Here is a 16,011-nt window from a genome sequence, read left to right on the forward strand (position 1 = left end):
GGCGGGGTGGTGGTGGCGGGCTGGGGCAGCCGCCGGGCGGTGGCGCGGGCTGGGTCCCGTGGCCGGGTGGTGGGCGCGGGCTCGGTCACGCGGCCGGGGAGGGGCGGGCTCGGTCACGCGGCCGGGGAGGGGCGGGCCGGTCACGCCGCTGAGGCCGTGCCCTCCTGTTCTGCCTCGATGCGTGCGTTCCACTCCGGCTTCGAGGCCTGCCAGCCGTCCTCGTTGTGGCCGAGGCGCCAGTACCCGGAGATGGAGAGGTCCTCGCGGGGGATCTCGCGTCCCACCCGGAGGAGCCCCCGGAGTTCCTTCATGCAGGCCGCCTCGCCGTGGACGAAGGCGTGCACCCGGCCCTCGGGAAAGTCCAGGCCGCGCAGGGCCTCGACCAGGGCCTGGCCCACCGGACGGTCGCCGCGGTGCAGCCAGACGACGTCCACGTCGGAGTCGATCTTCTGCTCCTCCTCGGGCCCGTCGACCTCGATGAAGGCGAAGGCGCGGGCGCCGTCGGGCAGTGCCTCCAGGGACCGGGCGATCGCGGGCAGGGCGCTCTCGTCACCGGCGAGCAGGTGCCAGTCGGCGGTGGGGTCGGGGGCGTAGGCGCCACCGGGGCCCATGAAGTGGACGGTCTCGCCCGGCTGGACGCGCTGCGCCCACGGGCCGGCCAGACCTTCGTCGCCGTGGATCACGAAGTCCAGGGTCAGCTCGCGGAGCTCCGCGTCCCAGTGGCGCACCGTGTACGTCCGGGTCACCGGCCACTGGTCGCGGGGGAACTCCTCGCGGATCCGTTCCACGTCGAAGGGCTCCGGGTAGGTCGCGCCCCCGGCGGGGAACAGCAGCTTCACGTAGTGATCGGTGCAGGTGTCCGCCGGCAGCCCGGCGAGTTCCTCGCCGCCGATCACCACACGCTGCATGTGCGGGGTCAGCCGCTCGGTGCGGACGACCTGTGCGGTGTGCGGCTTGCGCGGCTTGCGTTCCGGACGGTCTGCCATGTCGGCCTCCCTGCTCCCTGCATAAGGGTTCCCTGACTTAGGTATACCTAAGTTAGCATCCTCGTATGCGCCAAGTACGGCTTCCCCTCGTCGGGGCTCCGATGCGCCGGGCAGGCATCGCCTGCCGGGGCCGCACGGCTCAGGTGCCGAGTGTCGTCAGCAGCCGCTGCAGTGATCCGCCCAGACCCCAGCGGGCCGCCAGTCCGTCCAGCGCCGCGGCCTCGCGCGGGGCGTGCGGCAGCGCGGTGTCGACGTCCGGCAGCGGGACGTCGCCGGCCACCCGGACGACCTTCGGGGCGACCGCGAGGTACGGTGCGGCCTCGGTCAGCCGCTTGCGCTGCGTGGGCGTGAGCTTCGCCCTCGGGTCGTCGACGGCGGCCAGGATCCCGGCCAGGTCCCCGAACTCGGCGAGCAGCTTGGCCGCCGTCTTCTCGCCGATGCCCGCCACGCCCGGCAGTCCGTCGCTCGGGTCGCCCCGCAGCAGCGCCAGGTCGGCGTACCCGCGGCCGTCGACTCCGTACTTCTCGCGCAGTGCCGCCTCGTCGGTGAGGTGGAGCGTGCCGACGCCCTTGACCGGGTAGAGCACGCGCACGCCACGGGCGTCGTCGACCAGTTGGTAGAGGTCCCGGTCGCCGGTGACGATGTCGACCGGGCCCGTCGCCCGCGCCGTGTACGTGCCGATGACGTCGTCCGCCTCGTACCCGGCCACGCCGACACGGGCGATGCCGAGCGCGTCGAGGACGGCCTCGATGACCGGCACCTGCGGCGAGAGCGTGTCGGGCACCTCTTCGGTGTCCGGCCCCGCCGGGCGCTCCTCGGCGACGCGGTGCGCCTTGTAGGAGGGGATCAGCTCCACGCGCCAGTGCGGGCGCCAGTCGGCGTCCATGCAGGCGACGAGGTGGTCGGGCCGGTGGTCCTTCACCAGGCGGTCGATGAAGTCGAGGAGTCCGCGCACGGCGTTCACCGGCGTGCCGTCGGGGGCCTTCACGGAGTCCGGCACGCCGAAGTAGGCGCGGAAGTAGAGGGAGGCGGTGTCGAGAAGCATCAGTCGTCCGGTCACGCCTCGCATCATGCCGCAGGCCAGGTGGCGAGGGGGCGGGGGGCGTGTGAACTGGGTCACTCAAATGTTTGGGTCGGGACGATCAGGGCAGGCGCGCACCCGGGTCAAAGCTGGTTGATGCTTTCAACTGTTAGCGAGTCTTCGTATTCACGAGTGCTCGCGTCAGCGGGTCTGCGCATCGGCGAGTCTTCACGTCCCTGTCCCTGCCCCCGATGCAAGAGGTAAGCGTGTCAGCCAGACTAGAGGCCGAAAACCTGTACAAGGTCTTCGGCAGGAAACCGGACCAGGCAGCCGAACGGCTGCGCCAGGGAGCCGACCGGGAGGAACTGCGCGCCGACGGCACCACGGCCGCCGTCATCGACGCGTCCTTCACCGTGGAGCCCGGCGAGATCTTCGTGGTCATGGGGCTGTCCGGGTCCGGCAAGTCCACGCTGCTGCGCATGCTCAACGGTCTGCTGGAACCGACCGCCGGGCACGTCCGCTTCGGTGGTCAGGACCTGACGGAGCTAAGCGACCGCGGACTGCGCGAGGTCCGCTCCAGGCAGATCAGCATGGTCTTCCAGCACTTCGCGCTCTTCCCGCACCGCACCGTCCGTGACAACGCTGCCTACGGTCTCGAAGTGCAGGGCGTGCCCCGCGCCGAGCGCGAGCGCCGCGCCGACGAGGCGCTCACCCTGTGCGGCCTGGCCGGCTGGGAGAAGTCCTGGCCGGACGAGCTGTCCGGCGGTATGCAGCAGCGCGTGGGCCTGGCCCGCGCCCTCGCCACGGACGCCGACCTGCTGCTCATGGACGAGTCCTTCAGCGCCCTCGACCCGCTGATCCGCCGCGACATGCAGGACCAGCTGCTCGAACTGCAGAAAACCCTGAAGAAGACCATCGTCTTCATCACCCACGACCTCAACGAGGCCATGCGCCTGGGCGACCGCATCGCCGTCATGCGGGACGGCCGGATCGTGCAGATCGGCACCGCGCAGGACATCCTGATACGTCCCGCCAACGACTACGTCGCCTCCTTCACCCAGGACGTCGACCGCTCCCGCGTCCTCACCGCCCGAGCCGTCATGGAGACCGAACTGCGCGGCGACGAGGCCGACTGCGCGTGCGACACGGCCACGTCCGAGACGTCGTTCACCGAGCTGTGCGCCATCAGCGCGCGCGTACCGCACCCCGTCGCGGTCATCGACGACGGCGAGCTCGTGGGTGTGGTCCCCTCCCGCCGCCTCGTGGGCTTCCTGGGCGACGAGCAGGCCGAGGTCGGCACCTGCGACTCCCCGCGCGACAAGGGTCCCGAGAAGGTGATGGCCCGTGCCTAGGATTCCGCTCGGCGACTGGGTCAACAGCGCCGTCGACTGGCTGCTCGGACACGTCGCGTGGCTCTTCGACTTCCTCAAGACCGTCTTCACCGGCACCTACGACGGCATCAACGCCGTCCTCCAGGCGCCCGAACCGCTGCTCCTCGTCGGCATCTTCGCGATCATCGCCTTCTGGCTGCGCGGCACGGTCGCCGGTGTTCTCACCTTCCTGGGATTCGCGTTCATCGTCTCCATGGAACTGTGGGAAAACGCGATGATCACCCTGTCGCTGGTGCTCGTCGCCACCCTGATCGCGCTGGTCGTCGCGGTGCCCGTGGGCATCTGGGCGGCCCGCTCGGACCGGGTCAGCGGCGTCGTCCGGCCGGTGCTGGACTTCATGCAGACGCTGCCCGCGATGATCTACCTGATCCCGGCGATCCTGTTCTTCGGCACCGGCGCCTCCGCGGGCATCGTCGCCACCCTGATCTTCGCGCTCGCCCCGGGCGTGCGCATGACCGAGCTGGGCATCCGCCAGGTCGACAAGGAACTGGTCGAGGCCGCGGAGGCCTTCGGCACCACCCCCCGCAACACCCTGCTGCGCGTCCAGCTCCCGCTGGCGCTGCCCACGGTGATGGCGGGCGTCAACCAGGTCATCATGCTCGGCCTGTCCATGGCCGCGATCGCCGGCATGGTCGGCACCGGCGGCCTCGGCGGCGACGTCAACGAGGCGATCGGCCAGCTCAACGTCGGCCTCGGCTCCGAGTCCGGCATCGCCATCGTGATCCTCGCGATCTACCTGGACCGCATGACCAGCGCCCTGGGCACCCACGTCTCGCCGCTGGGCCGGCGCGCCGCGGCCCGGGCCCGGGCCGCGAGCGGCATGAAGATCTGGTCCTACCGTCCCCGTCCGCAGGTCGCCGTGATCGGTGTCGTGATCCTGGCCCTGGTGGCCGGCGGCATGGGCATGTTCGGCGGCTCCGGTGACTCGGAGACCGTCGCCGACGGCAAGAACGTAGGCCAGGGCAAGAAGGTCTCGCTCGGCTACGTCCCGTGGGACGAGGGCGTCGCCTCCACCTTCCTGTGGAAGGAGATCCTCGAACAGCGCGGTTACGAGGTGGAGGCCAAGCAGTTCGACGCCGGGCCGCTCTACACGTCCCTCGCCCAGGGCGACATCGACATCGTCACCAACTCCTGGCTGCCGACCACGCACGAGCAGTACTGGAAGAAGTACGGTGACCGGCTCGACGACCTCGGCTCCTGGTACGACGAGACGTCGCTGGAGCTGACCGTCCCCGCGTACATGAAGGACATCAACTCGCTGGCGGATCTCAAGGGCAAGGCCGGCCTCTTCGGCGGGAAGATCACCGGCATCGAGTCCAGCGCCGGTGAGATGGCCCTGCTGAAGAGCAAGGTCCTCAAGGCGTACGGCCTGGAGAAGGAGTACAAGGTCGTCGACAGCTCCACCCCGGCGATGCTGGCCGAGCTGAAGCGGGCGATGAGCAAGAAGGAGCCGGTGGTCGTCACGCTCTGGTCCCCGCACTGGGCGTACAACGACCTCGACCTGAAGAAGCTGAAGGACCCGGAGGGTGCCTGGGGCGCGGGTGACGGCGTGCACACGCTGTCCCGCAAGGGCTTCGCGGGCGACGACCCCACCACGGCCCGGTGGCTCAAGGACTTCTCGATGACCGAGAAGCAGCTGACCAGCCTCGAAGCCGAGATCAACAAGGCCGGCAAGGGCAACCAGCAGGACGCCGTCCGCACCTGGCTGGACGCCAACCCGGGTCTCGTCGACAAGCTCGCCCCGGTCGAGGGCGGCGCCGGCGCCACCCCGGCCGAGGCGAAGCGCCCGCTGGACATCGCCTGGTTCCCCTGGGACGAGGACATCGCCGTCACCTACCTGTGGAAGAACGTCCTGGAGCGGCGCGGCTACAAGCTGAACCTGAAGCAGATGGACGTCGGCCCGGTCTACACCGGCCTGGCCTCCGGCGACCTCGACCTCAACTTCGACGCCTGGCTGCCCTACGCCCAGAAGAACTACTGGGACAAGCACAAGAACAACCTCACCGACCTGGGCACCTGGTACGAGCCGACCTCCCTGGAGATCGCCGTCCCCTCGTACGTGAAGGACGTCAAGTCCCTCGCGGACCTCAAGGGCAAGGCCGACCTCTTCGACGGGAAGATCATCGGTATCGAGCCCGGCACCGGTGAGATGCAGCTGCTCAAGGACGAGGTCATGCCGGGCTACGGCCTGGAGGACGAGTACGAGGTCGTCGACGGCTCCACGCCGGCGATGCTGGCCGAGCTCAAGCGCGCGCTGGCCAGGAAGGAGCCGGTCGCGGTCACTCTCTGGTCGCCGCACTGGGCGTACAGCGAGTACGAGCTGACCAAGCTGAAGGACCCCAAGAAGGCCTTCGGCGAGGGCAACACGATCCGGACCATCTCCAGCAAGAAGTTCCCCGAGCAGTACCCGCGGCTCACCGAGTGGATCAAGGACTTCCACATGAGCGAGGACGAGCTCGGCAGCCTGGAGGCGGAGATCAAGAACCGCGGTCAGGGCCACGAGGAGGAAGCCGTGGCGGCCTGGCTGGAGGAGCACCCGGACATGGTCGGGCGGATGACCCCGCAGTAGCGGTACCGGCCGAGCAGCAGTACCGGCCACCCCGAGGGGTGGGCCCGGCGGCGCCTCGCGAGAGCGTGCCGCCGGGCCCACCCCTCGGGTCGTACCGAGCCCGGACACGGTAGGGATTTGGACAACCACGGAGCGCCAAGTCCCCGCCTGAGCATCGCTCCGACGGGGCTGGAGGGGCTGGCGGGAACATGCGGGGCCCGCCACGCCTTGAACCGGTAAGGCGTCCGGCACGCCGCGCGAGCGGCCCTTCAGGTGGCGAGAAGTGTGAGGTCGCGGCCACCGCACCGTGACGTCGATGTGACGGCCGCATGAAACGGTTTGCCGAACATGCGTAGGGTGCAGAGAACTCCTCAGGAGTACGGCGCCCGGACCGGGCGGCCGCGGCGGTACCGCGACGGGTGAAGGAGGGAGCCGGAGCGATGGGCGACCACAAAGATCAGCACCTTCGGGTGGGCGCGGCCGTACGGCGGCGGCGCCGGGCCCTCGAACTCACCCTCGCCGGCGTGGCCGAGCGCAGCGGCCTGTCCGTGCCCTTCCTGAGCCAGATCGAGAACGACCGGGCGCGGCCCAGCCAGAGTTCCCTGGAGAAGGTGGCCGACGCCCTGCGCACCACCGCCGTGGAACTGCTCGCCGCCGCCGACCCCGCGTGCAGCGTCGACGTCGTCCGGGCCGAGGACCCCGATCCCGAGCTGGCGCCCAAGGTGCGCTCGCTGGTGCGCGGACACCACCAGATGCATGCCTCCGAGTTCACCGGCGACCACGACGCGGGCCGGGAACTGCAGTACCGCAACGACCAGTTGATGTTCGTCACCGAGGGCGCCGTGGAGATCGAGGCCGAGGGCCGTGCCTACCGGCTGGGGCGCGGCGACACGCTTTACCTCACCGGCGGGGTGCGGCACCGGTGGCGGGCCACGGTGCCCGAAACGCGACTGATCGTGGTCGCCGTCGCCGAGCACATCGAGGCGGTCCGGGAAGGGCCCCGCCGGTGAGGACGCGCCGGTGAGGGTGGTCTCCCTGGTGCCGTCGCTGACCGAGGCGGTGGCCCGGACGGTTCCGGGCGCCCTCGTGGGCGCCACCGACTGGTGCACGCACCCGGCCGGCCTCGACGTCGCACGCGTCGGCGGCACGAAGAACCCGGACACCGAGCGGATCGTCGCCCTCGCCCCCGACCTGGTGGTCGCCAACGACGAGGAGAACCGCGCCCCCGACCTGGACGCCCTGCGCGCGGCGGGCGCCGAGGTGCTGGTGACCGACGTGCGCACGGTGCCGCAGGCGTTCACCGAGCTGGACCGGGTACTGACCGCCTGCGGCGCGCCGTCCCGGCCCCGGTGGCTGGACGCCGCGGAGACGGCCTGGTCGGACCTGCCGTCCCCGTCCCCCGAGCAGCGCCGTACGGCCGTGGTACCGATCTGGCGCAGGCCATGGATGGTGCTGGGGCGCGACACCTTCGCGGGCGACGTGCTCGCCCGCCTCGGCGTCGATCACCTGTACGCCGGTCACGCCGAGCGCTACCCGAAGGTTCCGGTCGAGGAACTGCGGGCGGTCCGCCCGGAGGTCGTGGTCCTGCCCGACGAGCCGTACCGCTTCACCGCCGCCGACGGCCCGGAGGCCTTCCCGGGCCTGCCCTGCGCCCTCGTCGACGGGCGGTACCTCACGTGGTACGGGCCGTCGCTGGCCGAGGCGCCCCGGGCGCTGGGCGCGGCCCTGCGAGCAGCGCGCCGCTGACCACACCGCGCGTGGTGTGCACGGCGGCGACGGCCCAGGCGGCGACGAGGCCGGCGTACAGGACGACGGTGAGCCCGTCGTAGACGGCGAGCCCCGTGTGCCGGGCCAGCGCCTCCGCCCCGGTGACACAGGTGCCCACCGGGAAGGTGAACGACCACCACGTCATCGAGAAGCCCATGCCCTCCCGGCGGGCCCGCACGACGTGCGCGGCGGCGAGACACAGCCACATGAGCGCGAAGCCCATCACCGGCACGCCGTACAGGACGGCGAGCACCCCGAAGCCCTCGGCGTACGGGCCCGGAACGACTCCCGGGGCCACGTCCGCGAACGTGCCCACGGCGGTGGTCGACTGCCCGAGTGGTCCCAGCACCAGGAACAGCGACGGGGTGAGCGCGAGCGGCAGCGGACCGCCGGTGAGCAGCCGGCCGAAGATCACCGGCAGGGTCACCAGGGTCGCGAGCAGACTCACCCCGAACATGGCGACACAGGCGAGCAGCAGTGTTTCCCGGGGCTGCCCCGGCGGGAGGTGCGGGACCAGCAGCGGTCCGACGGCCGCGGACACCATCGGCGCGACGAGCGGCAGCAGCCACACGGGACTGGCCTGTCCCGGCTCTGCCCGGTGACGCACGGCCATCAGGTACGGCACGGCCACCGCAGCCGCGAGCCCGATGACCGTACCGGCGGTGAACAGCACGGTGTCCAGGGCGACCGCGGCGGAGGTGCCGAGCCAGTCCCGCCCGACGGTCAGGGCGCCGCCGCCCACGGCCGGCAGAGCCATGGCCGGGCACCCGTAGAAGGGAGCCGCCGCCGGGTCGAGCAGATGGGCGCGGGCCTGGTCGCGGTGGTGGAGCCAGTGCAGGGAACGGGCCACCAGCAGGACCGCCAGCAGGACGAGGGACAGCGCCCAGACCGTGGTGCAGACGGCGCGCAGGCCGGGCACCCGCCAGGGAAGCGCGGCTCCCGCGGTACCGACGATGGCGGTGCCCATGACGCAGGCGTACCAGTTGGGCCCGAGGTGACGAACGGCCGGGACACGCCGGATGGGGACGGCGGGAGGAGACAGGGGCTGGGCTGCGGTGACCATGCGTCCACGGTCTCCGTGGCAGAAGGCCCTGACCAGGGACCATGTCCCTATGAGGGCATAAGCTGGGGTTATGAGCAGCAGTACGGGCGGTACGGGCGGTACGGAGGGCGGGCAGCACACACCGGGGCGGCACGCGGCGGGCTCGCTGGCGCACCGGGTACCGGATCTCGGGGCGATGGAGCTGCTGCTGGCGGTGGCACGCCTGGGCAGCCTCGGCGGGGCGGCGCGGGAGCTGGGCATCACACAGCCGGCCGCCAGCAGCCGCATCCGCTCGATGGAACGCCAGCTGGGTGTCGCCCTGGTGGACCGTTCGCCGCGGGGTTCCCGGCTCACCGACGCCGGCGCGCTGGTCACGGACTGGGCGCGCCGCATCGTGGAGGCGGCCGAGGCGTTCGACGCGGGCGCACAGGCGCTGCGGGACCGGCGGGACTCGCGGCTGCGGGTGGCGGCGAGCATGACGATCGCCGAGTACCTGCTGCCGGGCTGGCTGGTCGCGCTGCGCACCCAGTTGCCGGACACGGCGGTCTCGCTGCTCGCCGGGAACTCGACGGCGGTGGCGGAGCGCCTGCTGGCCGGTGAGGCCGACCTGGGTTTCGTGGAGGGGGTGAGCGTCCCGGCGGGCCTCGACTCGGCCGTCATCGCCCATGACCGGCTGATCGTCGTGACCGCACCGGGCCACCCGTGGGCCCGTCGGCGGCGCCCGCTCGCGGGGTCGGAACTGGCGGCGACCCCGCTGATCCTGCGGGAGAAGGGCTCGGGCACCAGGCAGGTCCTGGACGCGGCCCTGGGCGGGCTGGCCCGCCCCCTGATCGAGCTGTCGTCGACCACCGCGGTGAAGGCGGCAGCCGTGAGCGGCGCCGGCCCGTCCGTCCTCAGTGAACTCGCCGTCGGCGAGGAACTCACCACCCGCCGCCTGGTGCGCGTGCCCGTGGCGGACGTCGCCCTGGCCCGCGACCTACGAGCGGTATGGCCCACGGGCCACCGCCCGACGGGCCCGGCCCGGCAACTGCTGTCGCTGACACGGGCGTAGGTCCGGCGGCGGGGCGCGGGGCGCGGGCCGTCCCCGGAGCCTGGTCAGACCGGCCCCGACGCCTCCACCAGCGCCCGCATCACCCGTACGTCCTCGCCCATCTCCGGGTGCCACTGCACGCCGAGGACCCAGCCCGGTCCGGACGGCAGCTCCAGGGCCTCCACGGTGCCGTCCGCCGCGTGGGCCGACGCGGTGAGGCCCGCGCCGATCCGGTCCACCGCCTGGTGGTGGTACGTCGGCACGAACATCTCCTCGGGTACGACGGAGGCGTACAGCGTCCCCGGCACCGGCTTGACCGGGTGCCCGCCGAAGACGCCCACCACCTCGGCGTGGCCCTCGATGTGCTGGACGAGGGTCCCGCCCAGGGCGACGTTGAGCAGCTGCATGCCCCGGCAGACGCCCAGCAGCGGGACGCGCGCGGCCAGGGCCGCCTCGATGAGCGCCAGCTCCCAGGTGTCCCGGGCCCGGGCGGGCGGGCCGGTGCGGGGACCGGGTTCGGCGCCGTAGCGGACCGGCTCCACGTCCGGGCCGCCGGCGATCACCAGCCCGTCGAGGCGGGCGACGGTGGCCGCGGCGTGCTCCGGCGCGTCCGGCGGCAGCATCGCGGCCAGTCCGCCCGCCCGCTGCACGAGCCGCGGATACCCGGCCGGCAACAGCGCCGCCTCCAGCTCCCACACGCCCCAGCGCGCCCCGGACTCCAGGTACGTGCTGACGCCGATCAGCGGCCTGCCCGCCATCCGACCTCCAGACAATGGACCGATCTCATACCTTTTCCGGGGAGCGTTCCCACGGCAGGGCGCTCACGCCAGGAACCCGCGCAGCAGCGCCGCCGTGCCCGCGCAGTGCTCCCGCGCGATCTCCCGCGCCCCGTCCGCGTCCCCGTCGAGCACGGCCTCCACGAGGGCGGTGTGCTGGCGCTGGGAGTGTTCCAGGTTGCGCACCAGCAGCGGGATGCAGTCCAGCAGGTCGTTCAGGGTCGACCGGGCGGCCGCGTACTGCGCGGCCAGGGCCGGGGAGCCGCACAGTTCGGCGAGGGTGAGGTGCAGCATCGTGTCCAGTCGCCGGTACTCCGCCAGCGGCGCGTCCCGCGTGCCGGCCAGCGCCTCGCGCAGCCGCGCCGCCCGCGCGTCCGTCAGCCCGTGCGCCGCGCACAGCCCGGCCGCGCCCACCTCCAGTACCTCCCGGAAGCGCAGCACGTCCTCGATGTCGACCCCGGCGACCCGGCGCCGCAGCTCGTCCCCGCCGCCCGCGTCCGCCCGCGGCAGCACGAACGTTCCGCCGTACCGGCCGCGCCGGGCCGCCACCAGCCCCTGGTCCTGGAGCACCCTCAGCACCTCGCGCAGCGTCACCCGGCTGATCCCCAGCCGCTCCGCCAGCTCCCGCTCGGCCGGCAGCCGCTCGCCCCCCGGCACCAGGCCCAGCCTGACGATCTGAAGGATCTGCTCCAGCGCCTCCTCGAAGCCGTTGCCGGCCCGCACCGCCCGCAGCACCGGTGCGAGCCGGTCCGTCACGCTCCCGCCGGTTTCCTCCGGCATGCGGCCGCGCCCCCTTCCCAAGCAATGGTTCCCGGCAATACCTTATAGCTCCCGGCCAGAAGGAGGCTTCCCCCGTGGCAGACCGCACACCCCCGCTCGGGGTCGAGGAACTGCACGCCCTCGTCGCCGCCGGTGACATCGACACCGTCGTCCTGGCCTTCCCCGACATGCAGGGCCGCCTCCAGGGCAAGCGGTTCGCCGCCCGCTTCTTCCTCGACGAGGTCCTCCGGCACGGCACCGAGGGCTGCAACTACCTCCTCGCCGTCGACGCCGACATGAATACCGTCGACGGGTACGCGATGTCCTCCTGGGACCGCGGCTACGGCGACTTCGCCATGCACCCCGACATGGCCACGCTGCGCCGCCTGCCGTGGAACGAGGGCACCGCGATGGTCGTCGCCGACCTCGCCTGGGAGGACGGCTCCCCGGTGCCCGCCGCGCCCCGCCAGATCCTGCGCCGCCAGCTGGAGCGCCTCGCCGGGCACGGCTGGGCCGCGCAGGCCGGCACCGAGCTGGAGTTCATCGTCTTCCGGGACACCTACGAACAGGCCTGGGACTCGAACTACCGCGGCCTGACCCCGGCCAACCAGTACAACATCGACTACTCCGTGCTCGGCACCGGCCGCGTCGAGCCCCTGCTGCGGCGCATCCGCAACGAGATGGCGGGCGCCGGCCTCACCGTCGAGTCCGCCAAGGGCGAGTGCAACCCCGGCCAGCACGAGATCGTCTTCCGCTACGACGAGGCCCTGGTCACCTGCGACCAGCACGCGGTCTACAAGACCGGCGCCAAGGAGATCGCGGCCCAGGAGGGCATGTCCCTCACCTTCATGGCCAAGTACAACGAGCGCGAGGGCAACTCCTGCCACATCCACCTCTCCCTCACCGACGCCGACGGCAACAGCGCCATGGCCGGCGAGGGGGAGGGCGGTACGTCCCAGGTCATGCGGCACTTCCTCGCCGGGCAACTGGTGGCGCTGCGCGAGTTCTCCCTCCTCTACGCCCCCCACATCAACTCCTACAAGCGGTTCCAGCCGGGCTCCTTCGCCCCGACCGCCGTCGCCTGGGGCCACGACAACCGCACCTGCGCCCTGCGCGTCGTCGGCCACGGCCGCTCGCTCCGCTTCGAGAACCGGCTCCCCGGCGGCGACGTCAACCCGTACCTCGCGGTGGCGGGCATGGTCGCGGCCGGACTGCACGGCGTCGAACAGCGGCTGGAGGTGCCCGAACCCTGCGCCGGCAACGCCTACACCGCCGACTACGAACACGTCCCCACCACCCTGCGCGAGGCCGCCGGGCTGTGGGAGAACAGCACCCTCGCCAAGGCCGCCTTCGGGGACGAGGTCGTCGCCCACTACCGCAACATGGCGCGCGTCGAACTGGACGCCTACGACGCCGCCGTCACGGACTGGGAGCTGCGCCGCTCCTTCGAACGCATGTGAGGCCCCGTTGTCCGACCTGCCCGACCTGCTACGTGTACTGAACCCCGCCACCGAAGAGGCCCTCGCCACCGTCCCCGCCGCCTCCGCGGCCGACGTCGACGCCGCCGTCGTACGGGCCGCGCGGGCGCAGACGGACTGGGCCGCCCTCGCCCCCGGCGATCGCGCCCGGCTGCTGCGCCGCTTCGCCACCGCGGTCGACGAACACCTGGAAGAACTGGCCCGGCTGGAGGTCCAGGAAGCCGGGCACACCATCAACAACGCCCGCTGGGAGGCCGGGAACGTCCGCGACCTGCTCGACTACGCCGCCGGGGGAGTGGAGCGGCTCACCGGACGGCAGATCCCGGTCACCGGCGGCCTGGACGTGACGATGCTCGAACCGCTCGGCGTCGTCGGCGTCATCGCACCCTGGAACTTCCCGATGCCGATCGCGGCCTGGGGCACCGCGCCCGCGCTGGCGGCGGGCAACGCGGTCCTCCTCAAGCCCGCCGAGACGACCCCGCTGACCGCGCTGCGCCTGGCCGAACTCGCCCTGACGGCCGGGCTCCCCGAGGGCCTGTTCCAGGTGCTGCCCGGTCGCGGCCCGGTCGCGGGCGACGCGCTCGTCGAGCATCCGGGCGTGGCGAAGGTCGTCTTCACCGGGTCGACGGCCGTGGGCCAGCAGGTGGCGGCCAAGGGCGCGGCGCTCCTCAAGCCCGTCACCCTCGAACTGGGCGGCAAGAGCCCCAACATCGTCTTCGCCGACGCGGACATCGAGGCGGCCGCGGCCGCCACGCCCATGTCCTTCCTCGACAACTCCGGCCAGGACTGCTGCGCCCGCACCCGCATCCTCGTCCAGCGCACGGTGTACGACCGCTTCCTCGCCCTCCTCGCCCCCGCGATCGAGTCCGTCCTCGTCGGCGACCCGGCCGACGAGCGCACCGACATGGGCCCGCTGATCTCCCGGGCCCAGCTGGACCGCGTCCGCTCCTACGTCCCCGCCGACGCCGACGGCATCCGCGGCAAGGCCCCGGAGGGCGGCCCCGGCTTCTGGTTCCCGCCCACCGTCCTCACCGGCGTCGGGGCGCACGCGCGCGTGGCCGTCGAGGAGGTCTTCGGGCCCGTCGCCGTCGTCCTGCCCTTCGAGGACGAGGCCGACGCCGTCCGCCTGGCCAACGCCACCGACTACGGACTGTCCGGGTCGGTGTGGACCCGGGACGTCGGCCGGGCCCTGCGCGTGTCGGGCGTGGTGCGCGCGGGGAACCTGTCCGTCAACTCCCACGCCAGCGTCCGCTACTGGACGCCGTTCGGCGGGTTCGAGCAGTCCGGCCTCGGCCGCGAACTCGGCCCGGACGCGCTGACCGCCTTCACCGAGACCAAGAACGTCTTCATCAGCAACGTGTCGTCGAGTACGGAGGCCTAGCCACTCATGACCGAGGACATCATCTGCCGCCGTCTGGTCGGCCGTACCGCCGTCGTCACCGGGGCGGGCAGCGGCATCGGCCTCGCCGCCTCCCGCCGGCTCGCCGCCGAGGGCGCGCACGTCGTCTGCGGCGACGTGGACGAGACCCGGGGCAAGGCGGCGGCCGAGGAGGTCGGCGGCACCTTCGTCAAGGTCGACGTCACCGACCCCGAACAGGTCGAGGCGCTGTTCGGGACGGCGTACGAGACCTGCGGCAGCGTCGACGTCGCGTTCAACAACGCCGGTATCTCGCCGCCCGACGACGACTCCATCCTGGAGACGGGGCTGGAGGCGTGGAAGCGCGTCCAGGAGGTCAACCTCACCTCCGTCTACCTGTGCTGCAAGGCCGCCATCCCCTACATGCGGCGCCAGGGCAGGGGGTCCGTCATCAACACCGCGTCCTTCGTGGCCCGGATGGGCGCGGCCACCTCGCAGATCTCGTACACGGCGTCCAAGGGCGGCGTCCTCGCCATGTCCCGGGAACTGGGCGTGCAGTTCGCGCGGGAGGGCATCCGGGTCAACGCCCTCTGCCCCGGCCCGGTCAACACCCCGCTCCTCCAGGAGCTGTTCGCCAAGGACCCGGAGCGGGCCGCACGCCGCCTCGTCCACATCCCGCTCGGGCGGTTCGCCGAGGCCGAGGAGATCGCCGCGGCCGTCGCGTTCCTGGCCAGCGACGACTCCTCCTTCGTGAACGCCACCGACTTCCTGGTGGACGGCGGGATCTCCGGGGCGTACGTCACACCGCTGTAGATCGCCCCGGGCGGCGTCCTACAGTGCCGGAATGAGCATGACGCCGCCACCCGGCTGGTATCGCGATCCGTCGGCCCCGCACCAGGAACGCTGGTGGGACGGCGCGGCCTGGACGGAGCACCGTCGCGCACCCGGGACCACCGGGTTCGGCGCGCCCCCGTCCTCGCCGCAGCAGCCGGCGCAGCCGCAGCCGATGCAGCACCAGCAGCCGATGCAGCACCAGCAGCCGGTGCACCGACAGCAGCCCGTGCCCGGTCGCGGAAGGGCCGTCGCCCTCGCCACCGCGGCGGCCGCGCTGGTCGCGGCGATCGTCACCGGGGTGTTCGTCCTCGGCGAGGAGGACGGCGGCCCCGCGGCGCAGGCCCCGCCGACCACCGCGACGTCCACCGCTCCGGAGCCGGTCACCGCGGCGCCGACCCCCTCGCCGACGCCCTCCGAACCCTCCGCCGACGCCCCGCCCGTGGTCGAGGACCAGCTCAACGGGATCACCTTCCCGCTCCCGACCGGCTGGGTGCTGCCCGAGTACGTCACCGAGGACGACGTCATGATGACCACGGACGGCACCTACGACTGCCCCGGCGACGGCGGCGTGTGCCGGAACGGTCTCGTCATCTCCCGCACCGTCACCGCGAACGCCGAGACCTCCCCGAAGGCCCTCGCCCAGCAGGACATCGAGGACGCTGCCGACGACGCCTACGACCGCGACCTGATCGGCAACAAGCCCTTCGGCGGCATCGAGTCCCACGAGGAGGTGGCCTCCGGGCAGGTCGCGGTCGCCGGACGCGCCGGCTACTACGTGCGCTGGCGGGTGAAGACCGCCAAGGGCCCCGGCGGCTATGTGCAGTCGCTGGTCTTCCCCTCCACCGTCGGCACCGAGTCCCCGATCCTCGTTCGCTACGTCTTCGACGCCGGCGAGGACGGACCGCCGCTCGACGACATGGACCGGATCACCAAGGGCATCCGACCCGTCGGCGACGCGGACACGGGCGGTGGCGTGGGCAGCGGCATCGGCCCGTCGAGCCGACCGTAAGTACGGAGCTGCG

At 72.4% G+C, this 16,011-nt stretch carries 14 protein-coding genes; 9 read left to right on the top strand and 5 right to left on the bottom strand.

What is annotated here, in order from left to right; all coding sequences use genetic code 11:
* Window positions 1-140 precede the first annotated feature (140 nt).
* On the bottom strand, window positions 141-986 hold the full coding sequence (locus ACIQ1J_RS18580) for a siderophore-interacting protein (RefSeq protein WP_403557870.1): 846 nt from the start codon (window positions 984-986) through the stop codon (window positions 141-143).
* 139 nt (window positions 987-1,125) lie between these two features.
* The gene (locus ACIQ1J_RS18585) at window positions 1,126-2,031 is read right to left on the bottom strand and encodes a 5'-3' exonuclease H3TH domain-containing protein (RefSeq protein ID WP_403558224.1); all 906 of its coding nucleotides are present in this window, start codon (window positions 2,029-2,031) and stop codon (window positions 1,126-1,128) included.
* 242 nt (window positions 2,032-2,273) lie between these two features.
* Here ACIQ1J_RS18585 and ACIQ1J_RS18590 point away from each other — a divergent pair, with 242 nt between their 5' ends.
* The 4 genes from ACIQ1J_RS18590 to ACIQ1J_RS18605 all read left to right on the top strand — a co-directional run bounded on the left by ACIQ1J_RS18590 (window position 2,274) and on the right by ACIQ1J_RS18605 (window position 7,692).
* Window positions 2,274-3,359, top strand: coding sequence for a glycine betaine/L-proline ABC transporter ATP-binding protein (locus tag ACIQ1J_RS18590; RefSeq protein WP_403557872.1), 1,086 nt, complete (start codon window positions 2,274-2,276; stop codon window positions 3,357-3,359).
* Window positions 3,352-5,967 carry an ABC transporter permease/substrate binding protein gene (locus ACIQ1J_RS18595; protein ID WP_403557874.1) on the top strand — a complete coding sequence of 872 codons (2,616 nt, stop codon included), beginning with the start codon at window positions 3,352-3,354 and terminating at the stop codon, window positions 5,965-5,967. The genes ACIQ1J_RS18590 and ACIQ1J_RS18595 overlap by 8 nt, the downstream gene beginning before the upstream one ends.
* Window positions 5,968-6,386: 419 nt before the next feature.
* Window positions 6,387-6,956, top strand: coding sequence for a helix-turn-helix domain-containing protein (locus tag ACIQ1J_RS18600; RefSeq protein WP_210961725.1), 570 nt, complete (start codon window positions 6,387-6,389; stop codon window positions 6,954-6,956).
* A gap of 10 nt (window positions 6,957-6,966) precedes the next feature.
* Window positions 6,967-7,692, top strand: coding sequence for a helical backbone metal receptor (locus ACIQ1J_RS18605; protein ID WP_403557877.1), 726 nt, complete (start codon window positions 6,967-6,969; stop codon window positions 7,690-7,692).
* Here ACIQ1J_RS18605 and ACIQ1J_RS18610 read toward each other — a convergent pair.
* The gene (locus tag ACIQ1J_RS18610) at window positions 7,619-8,776 is read right to left on the bottom strand and encodes a TDT family transporter (RefSeq protein WP_403557879.1); all 1,158 of its coding nucleotides are present in this window, start codon (window positions 8,774-8,776) and stop codon (window positions 7,619-7,621) included. The genes ACIQ1J_RS18605 and ACIQ1J_RS18610 overlap by 74 nt on opposite strands.
* 175 nt (window positions 8,777-8,951) lie before the next feature.
* On the opposite strand from ACIQ1J_RS18610, the gene ACIQ1J_RS18615 reads away from it, so the two are divergent.
* Window positions 8,952-9,806 carry a LysR family transcriptional regulator gene (locus ACIQ1J_RS18615; protein WP_403558226.1) on the top strand — a complete coding sequence of 285 codons (855 nt, stop codon included), beginning with the start codon at window positions 8,952-8,954 and terminating at the stop codon, window positions 9,804-9,806.
* A gap of 44 nt (window positions 9,807-9,850) precedes the next feature.
* Here ACIQ1J_RS18615 and ACIQ1J_RS18620 read toward each other — a convergent pair whose 3' ends face one another.
* Together ACIQ1J_RS18620 and ACIQ1J_RS18625 are read right to left on the bottom strand one after the other, a co-directional pair.
* On the bottom strand, window positions 9,851-10,543 hold the full coding sequence (locus ACIQ1J_RS18620) for a gamma-glutamyl-gamma-aminobutyrate hydrolase family protein (RefSeq protein ID WP_403557881.1): 693 nt from the start codon (window positions 10,541-10,543) through the stop codon (window positions 9,851-9,853).
* Between the two features lie 63 nt (window positions 10,544-10,606).
* Window positions 10,607-11,341 (bottom strand): FadR/GntR family transcriptional regulator, encoded by a 735-nt coding sequence (locus tag ACIQ1J_RS18625; protein ID WP_403557883.1) that lies wholly within the window; start codon window positions 11,339-11,341, stop codon window positions 10,607-10,609.
* Window positions 11,342-11,415: 74 nt separating this feature from the next.
* Between ACIQ1J_RS18625 and ACIQ1J_RS18630 the strand changes: the two genes are divergently transcribed.
* The 4 genes from ACIQ1J_RS18630 to ACIQ1J_RS18645 are packed head-to-tail and all read left to right on the top strand — an operon-like array spanning window position 11,416 to window position 15,998.
* Window positions 11,416-12,780 carry a glutamine synthetase family protein gene (locus ACIQ1J_RS18630; protein WP_403557885.1) on the top strand — a complete coding sequence of 455 codons (1,365 nt, stop codon included), beginning with the start codon at window positions 11,416-11,418 and terminating at the stop codon, window positions 12,778-12,780.
* Window positions 12,781-12,796: 16 nt separating this feature from the next.
* Entirely contained in the window at window positions 12,797-14,179 is a 1,383-nt protein-coding gene (locus tag ACIQ1J_RS18635; protein WP_403558228.1) for an aldehyde dehydrogenase family protein, read from the top strand.
* Between the two features lie 6 nt (window positions 14,180-14,185).
* Window positions 14,186-14,968, top strand: a complete 783-nt coding sequence (locus ACIQ1J_RS18640; RefSeq protein ID WP_403557887.1) for a 3-oxoacyl-ACP reductase — start codon at window positions 14,186-14,188, stop codon at window positions 14,966-14,968.
* Between the two features lie 37 nt (window positions 14,969-15,005).
* Window positions 15,006-15,998 (top strand): DUF2510 domain-containing protein, encoded by a 993-nt coding sequence (locus ACIQ1J_RS18645; protein WP_403558230.1) that lies wholly within the window; start codon window positions 15,006-15,008, stop codon window positions 15,996-15,998.
* The last annotated feature ends 13 nt before the right edge of the window (window positions 15,999-16,011 follow it).

This window comes from Streptomyces sp. NPDC097107 (assembly GCF_044762405.1).
GTDB lineage: Bacteria > Actinomycetota > Actinomycetes > Streptomycetales > Streptomycetaceae > Streptomyces > Streptomyces thinghirensis.

Bases quoted from the DNA above. Each gene is read 5' to 3' on its own strand.
- ACIQ1J_RS18580 (WP_403557870.1), bottom strand. From the start codon at position 986: ATGGCAGACCGTCCGGAACGCAAGCCGCGCAAGCCGCACACCGCACAG.
- ACIQ1J_RS18585 (WP_403558224.1), bottom strand. From the start codon at position 2,031: ATGCTTCTCGACACCGCCTCCCTCTACTTCCGCGCCTACTTCGGCGTG.
- ACIQ1J_RS18600 (WP_210961725.1), top strand. From the start codon at position 6,387: ATGGGCGACCACAAAGATCAGCACCTTCGGGTGGGCGCGGCCGTACGG.
- ACIQ1J_RS18610 (WP_403557879.1), bottom strand. From the start codon at position 8,776: ATGGTCACCGCAGCCCAGCCCCTGTCTCCTCCCGCCGTCCCCATCCGG.
- ACIQ1J_RS18615 (WP_403558226.1), top strand. From the start codon at position 8,952: ATGGAGCTGCTGCTGGCGGTGGCACGCCTGGGCAGCCTCGGCGGGGCG.
- ACIQ1J_RS18620 (WP_403557881.1), bottom strand. From the start codon at position 10,543: ATGGCGGGCAGGCCGCTGATCGGCGTCAGCACGTACCTGGAGTCCGGG.
- ACIQ1J_RS18625 (WP_403557883.1), bottom strand. From the start codon at position 11,341: ATGCCGGAGGAAACCGGCGGGAGCGTGACGGACCGGCTCGCACCGGTG.
- ACIQ1J_RS18640 (WP_403557887.1), top strand. From the start codon at position 14,186: ATGACCGAGGACATCATCTGCCGCCGTCTGGTCGGCCGTACCGCCGTC.
- ACIQ1J_RS18645 (WP_403558230.1), top strand. From the start codon at position 15,006: ATGACGCCGCCACCCGGCTGGTATCGCGATCCGTCGGCCCCGCACCAG.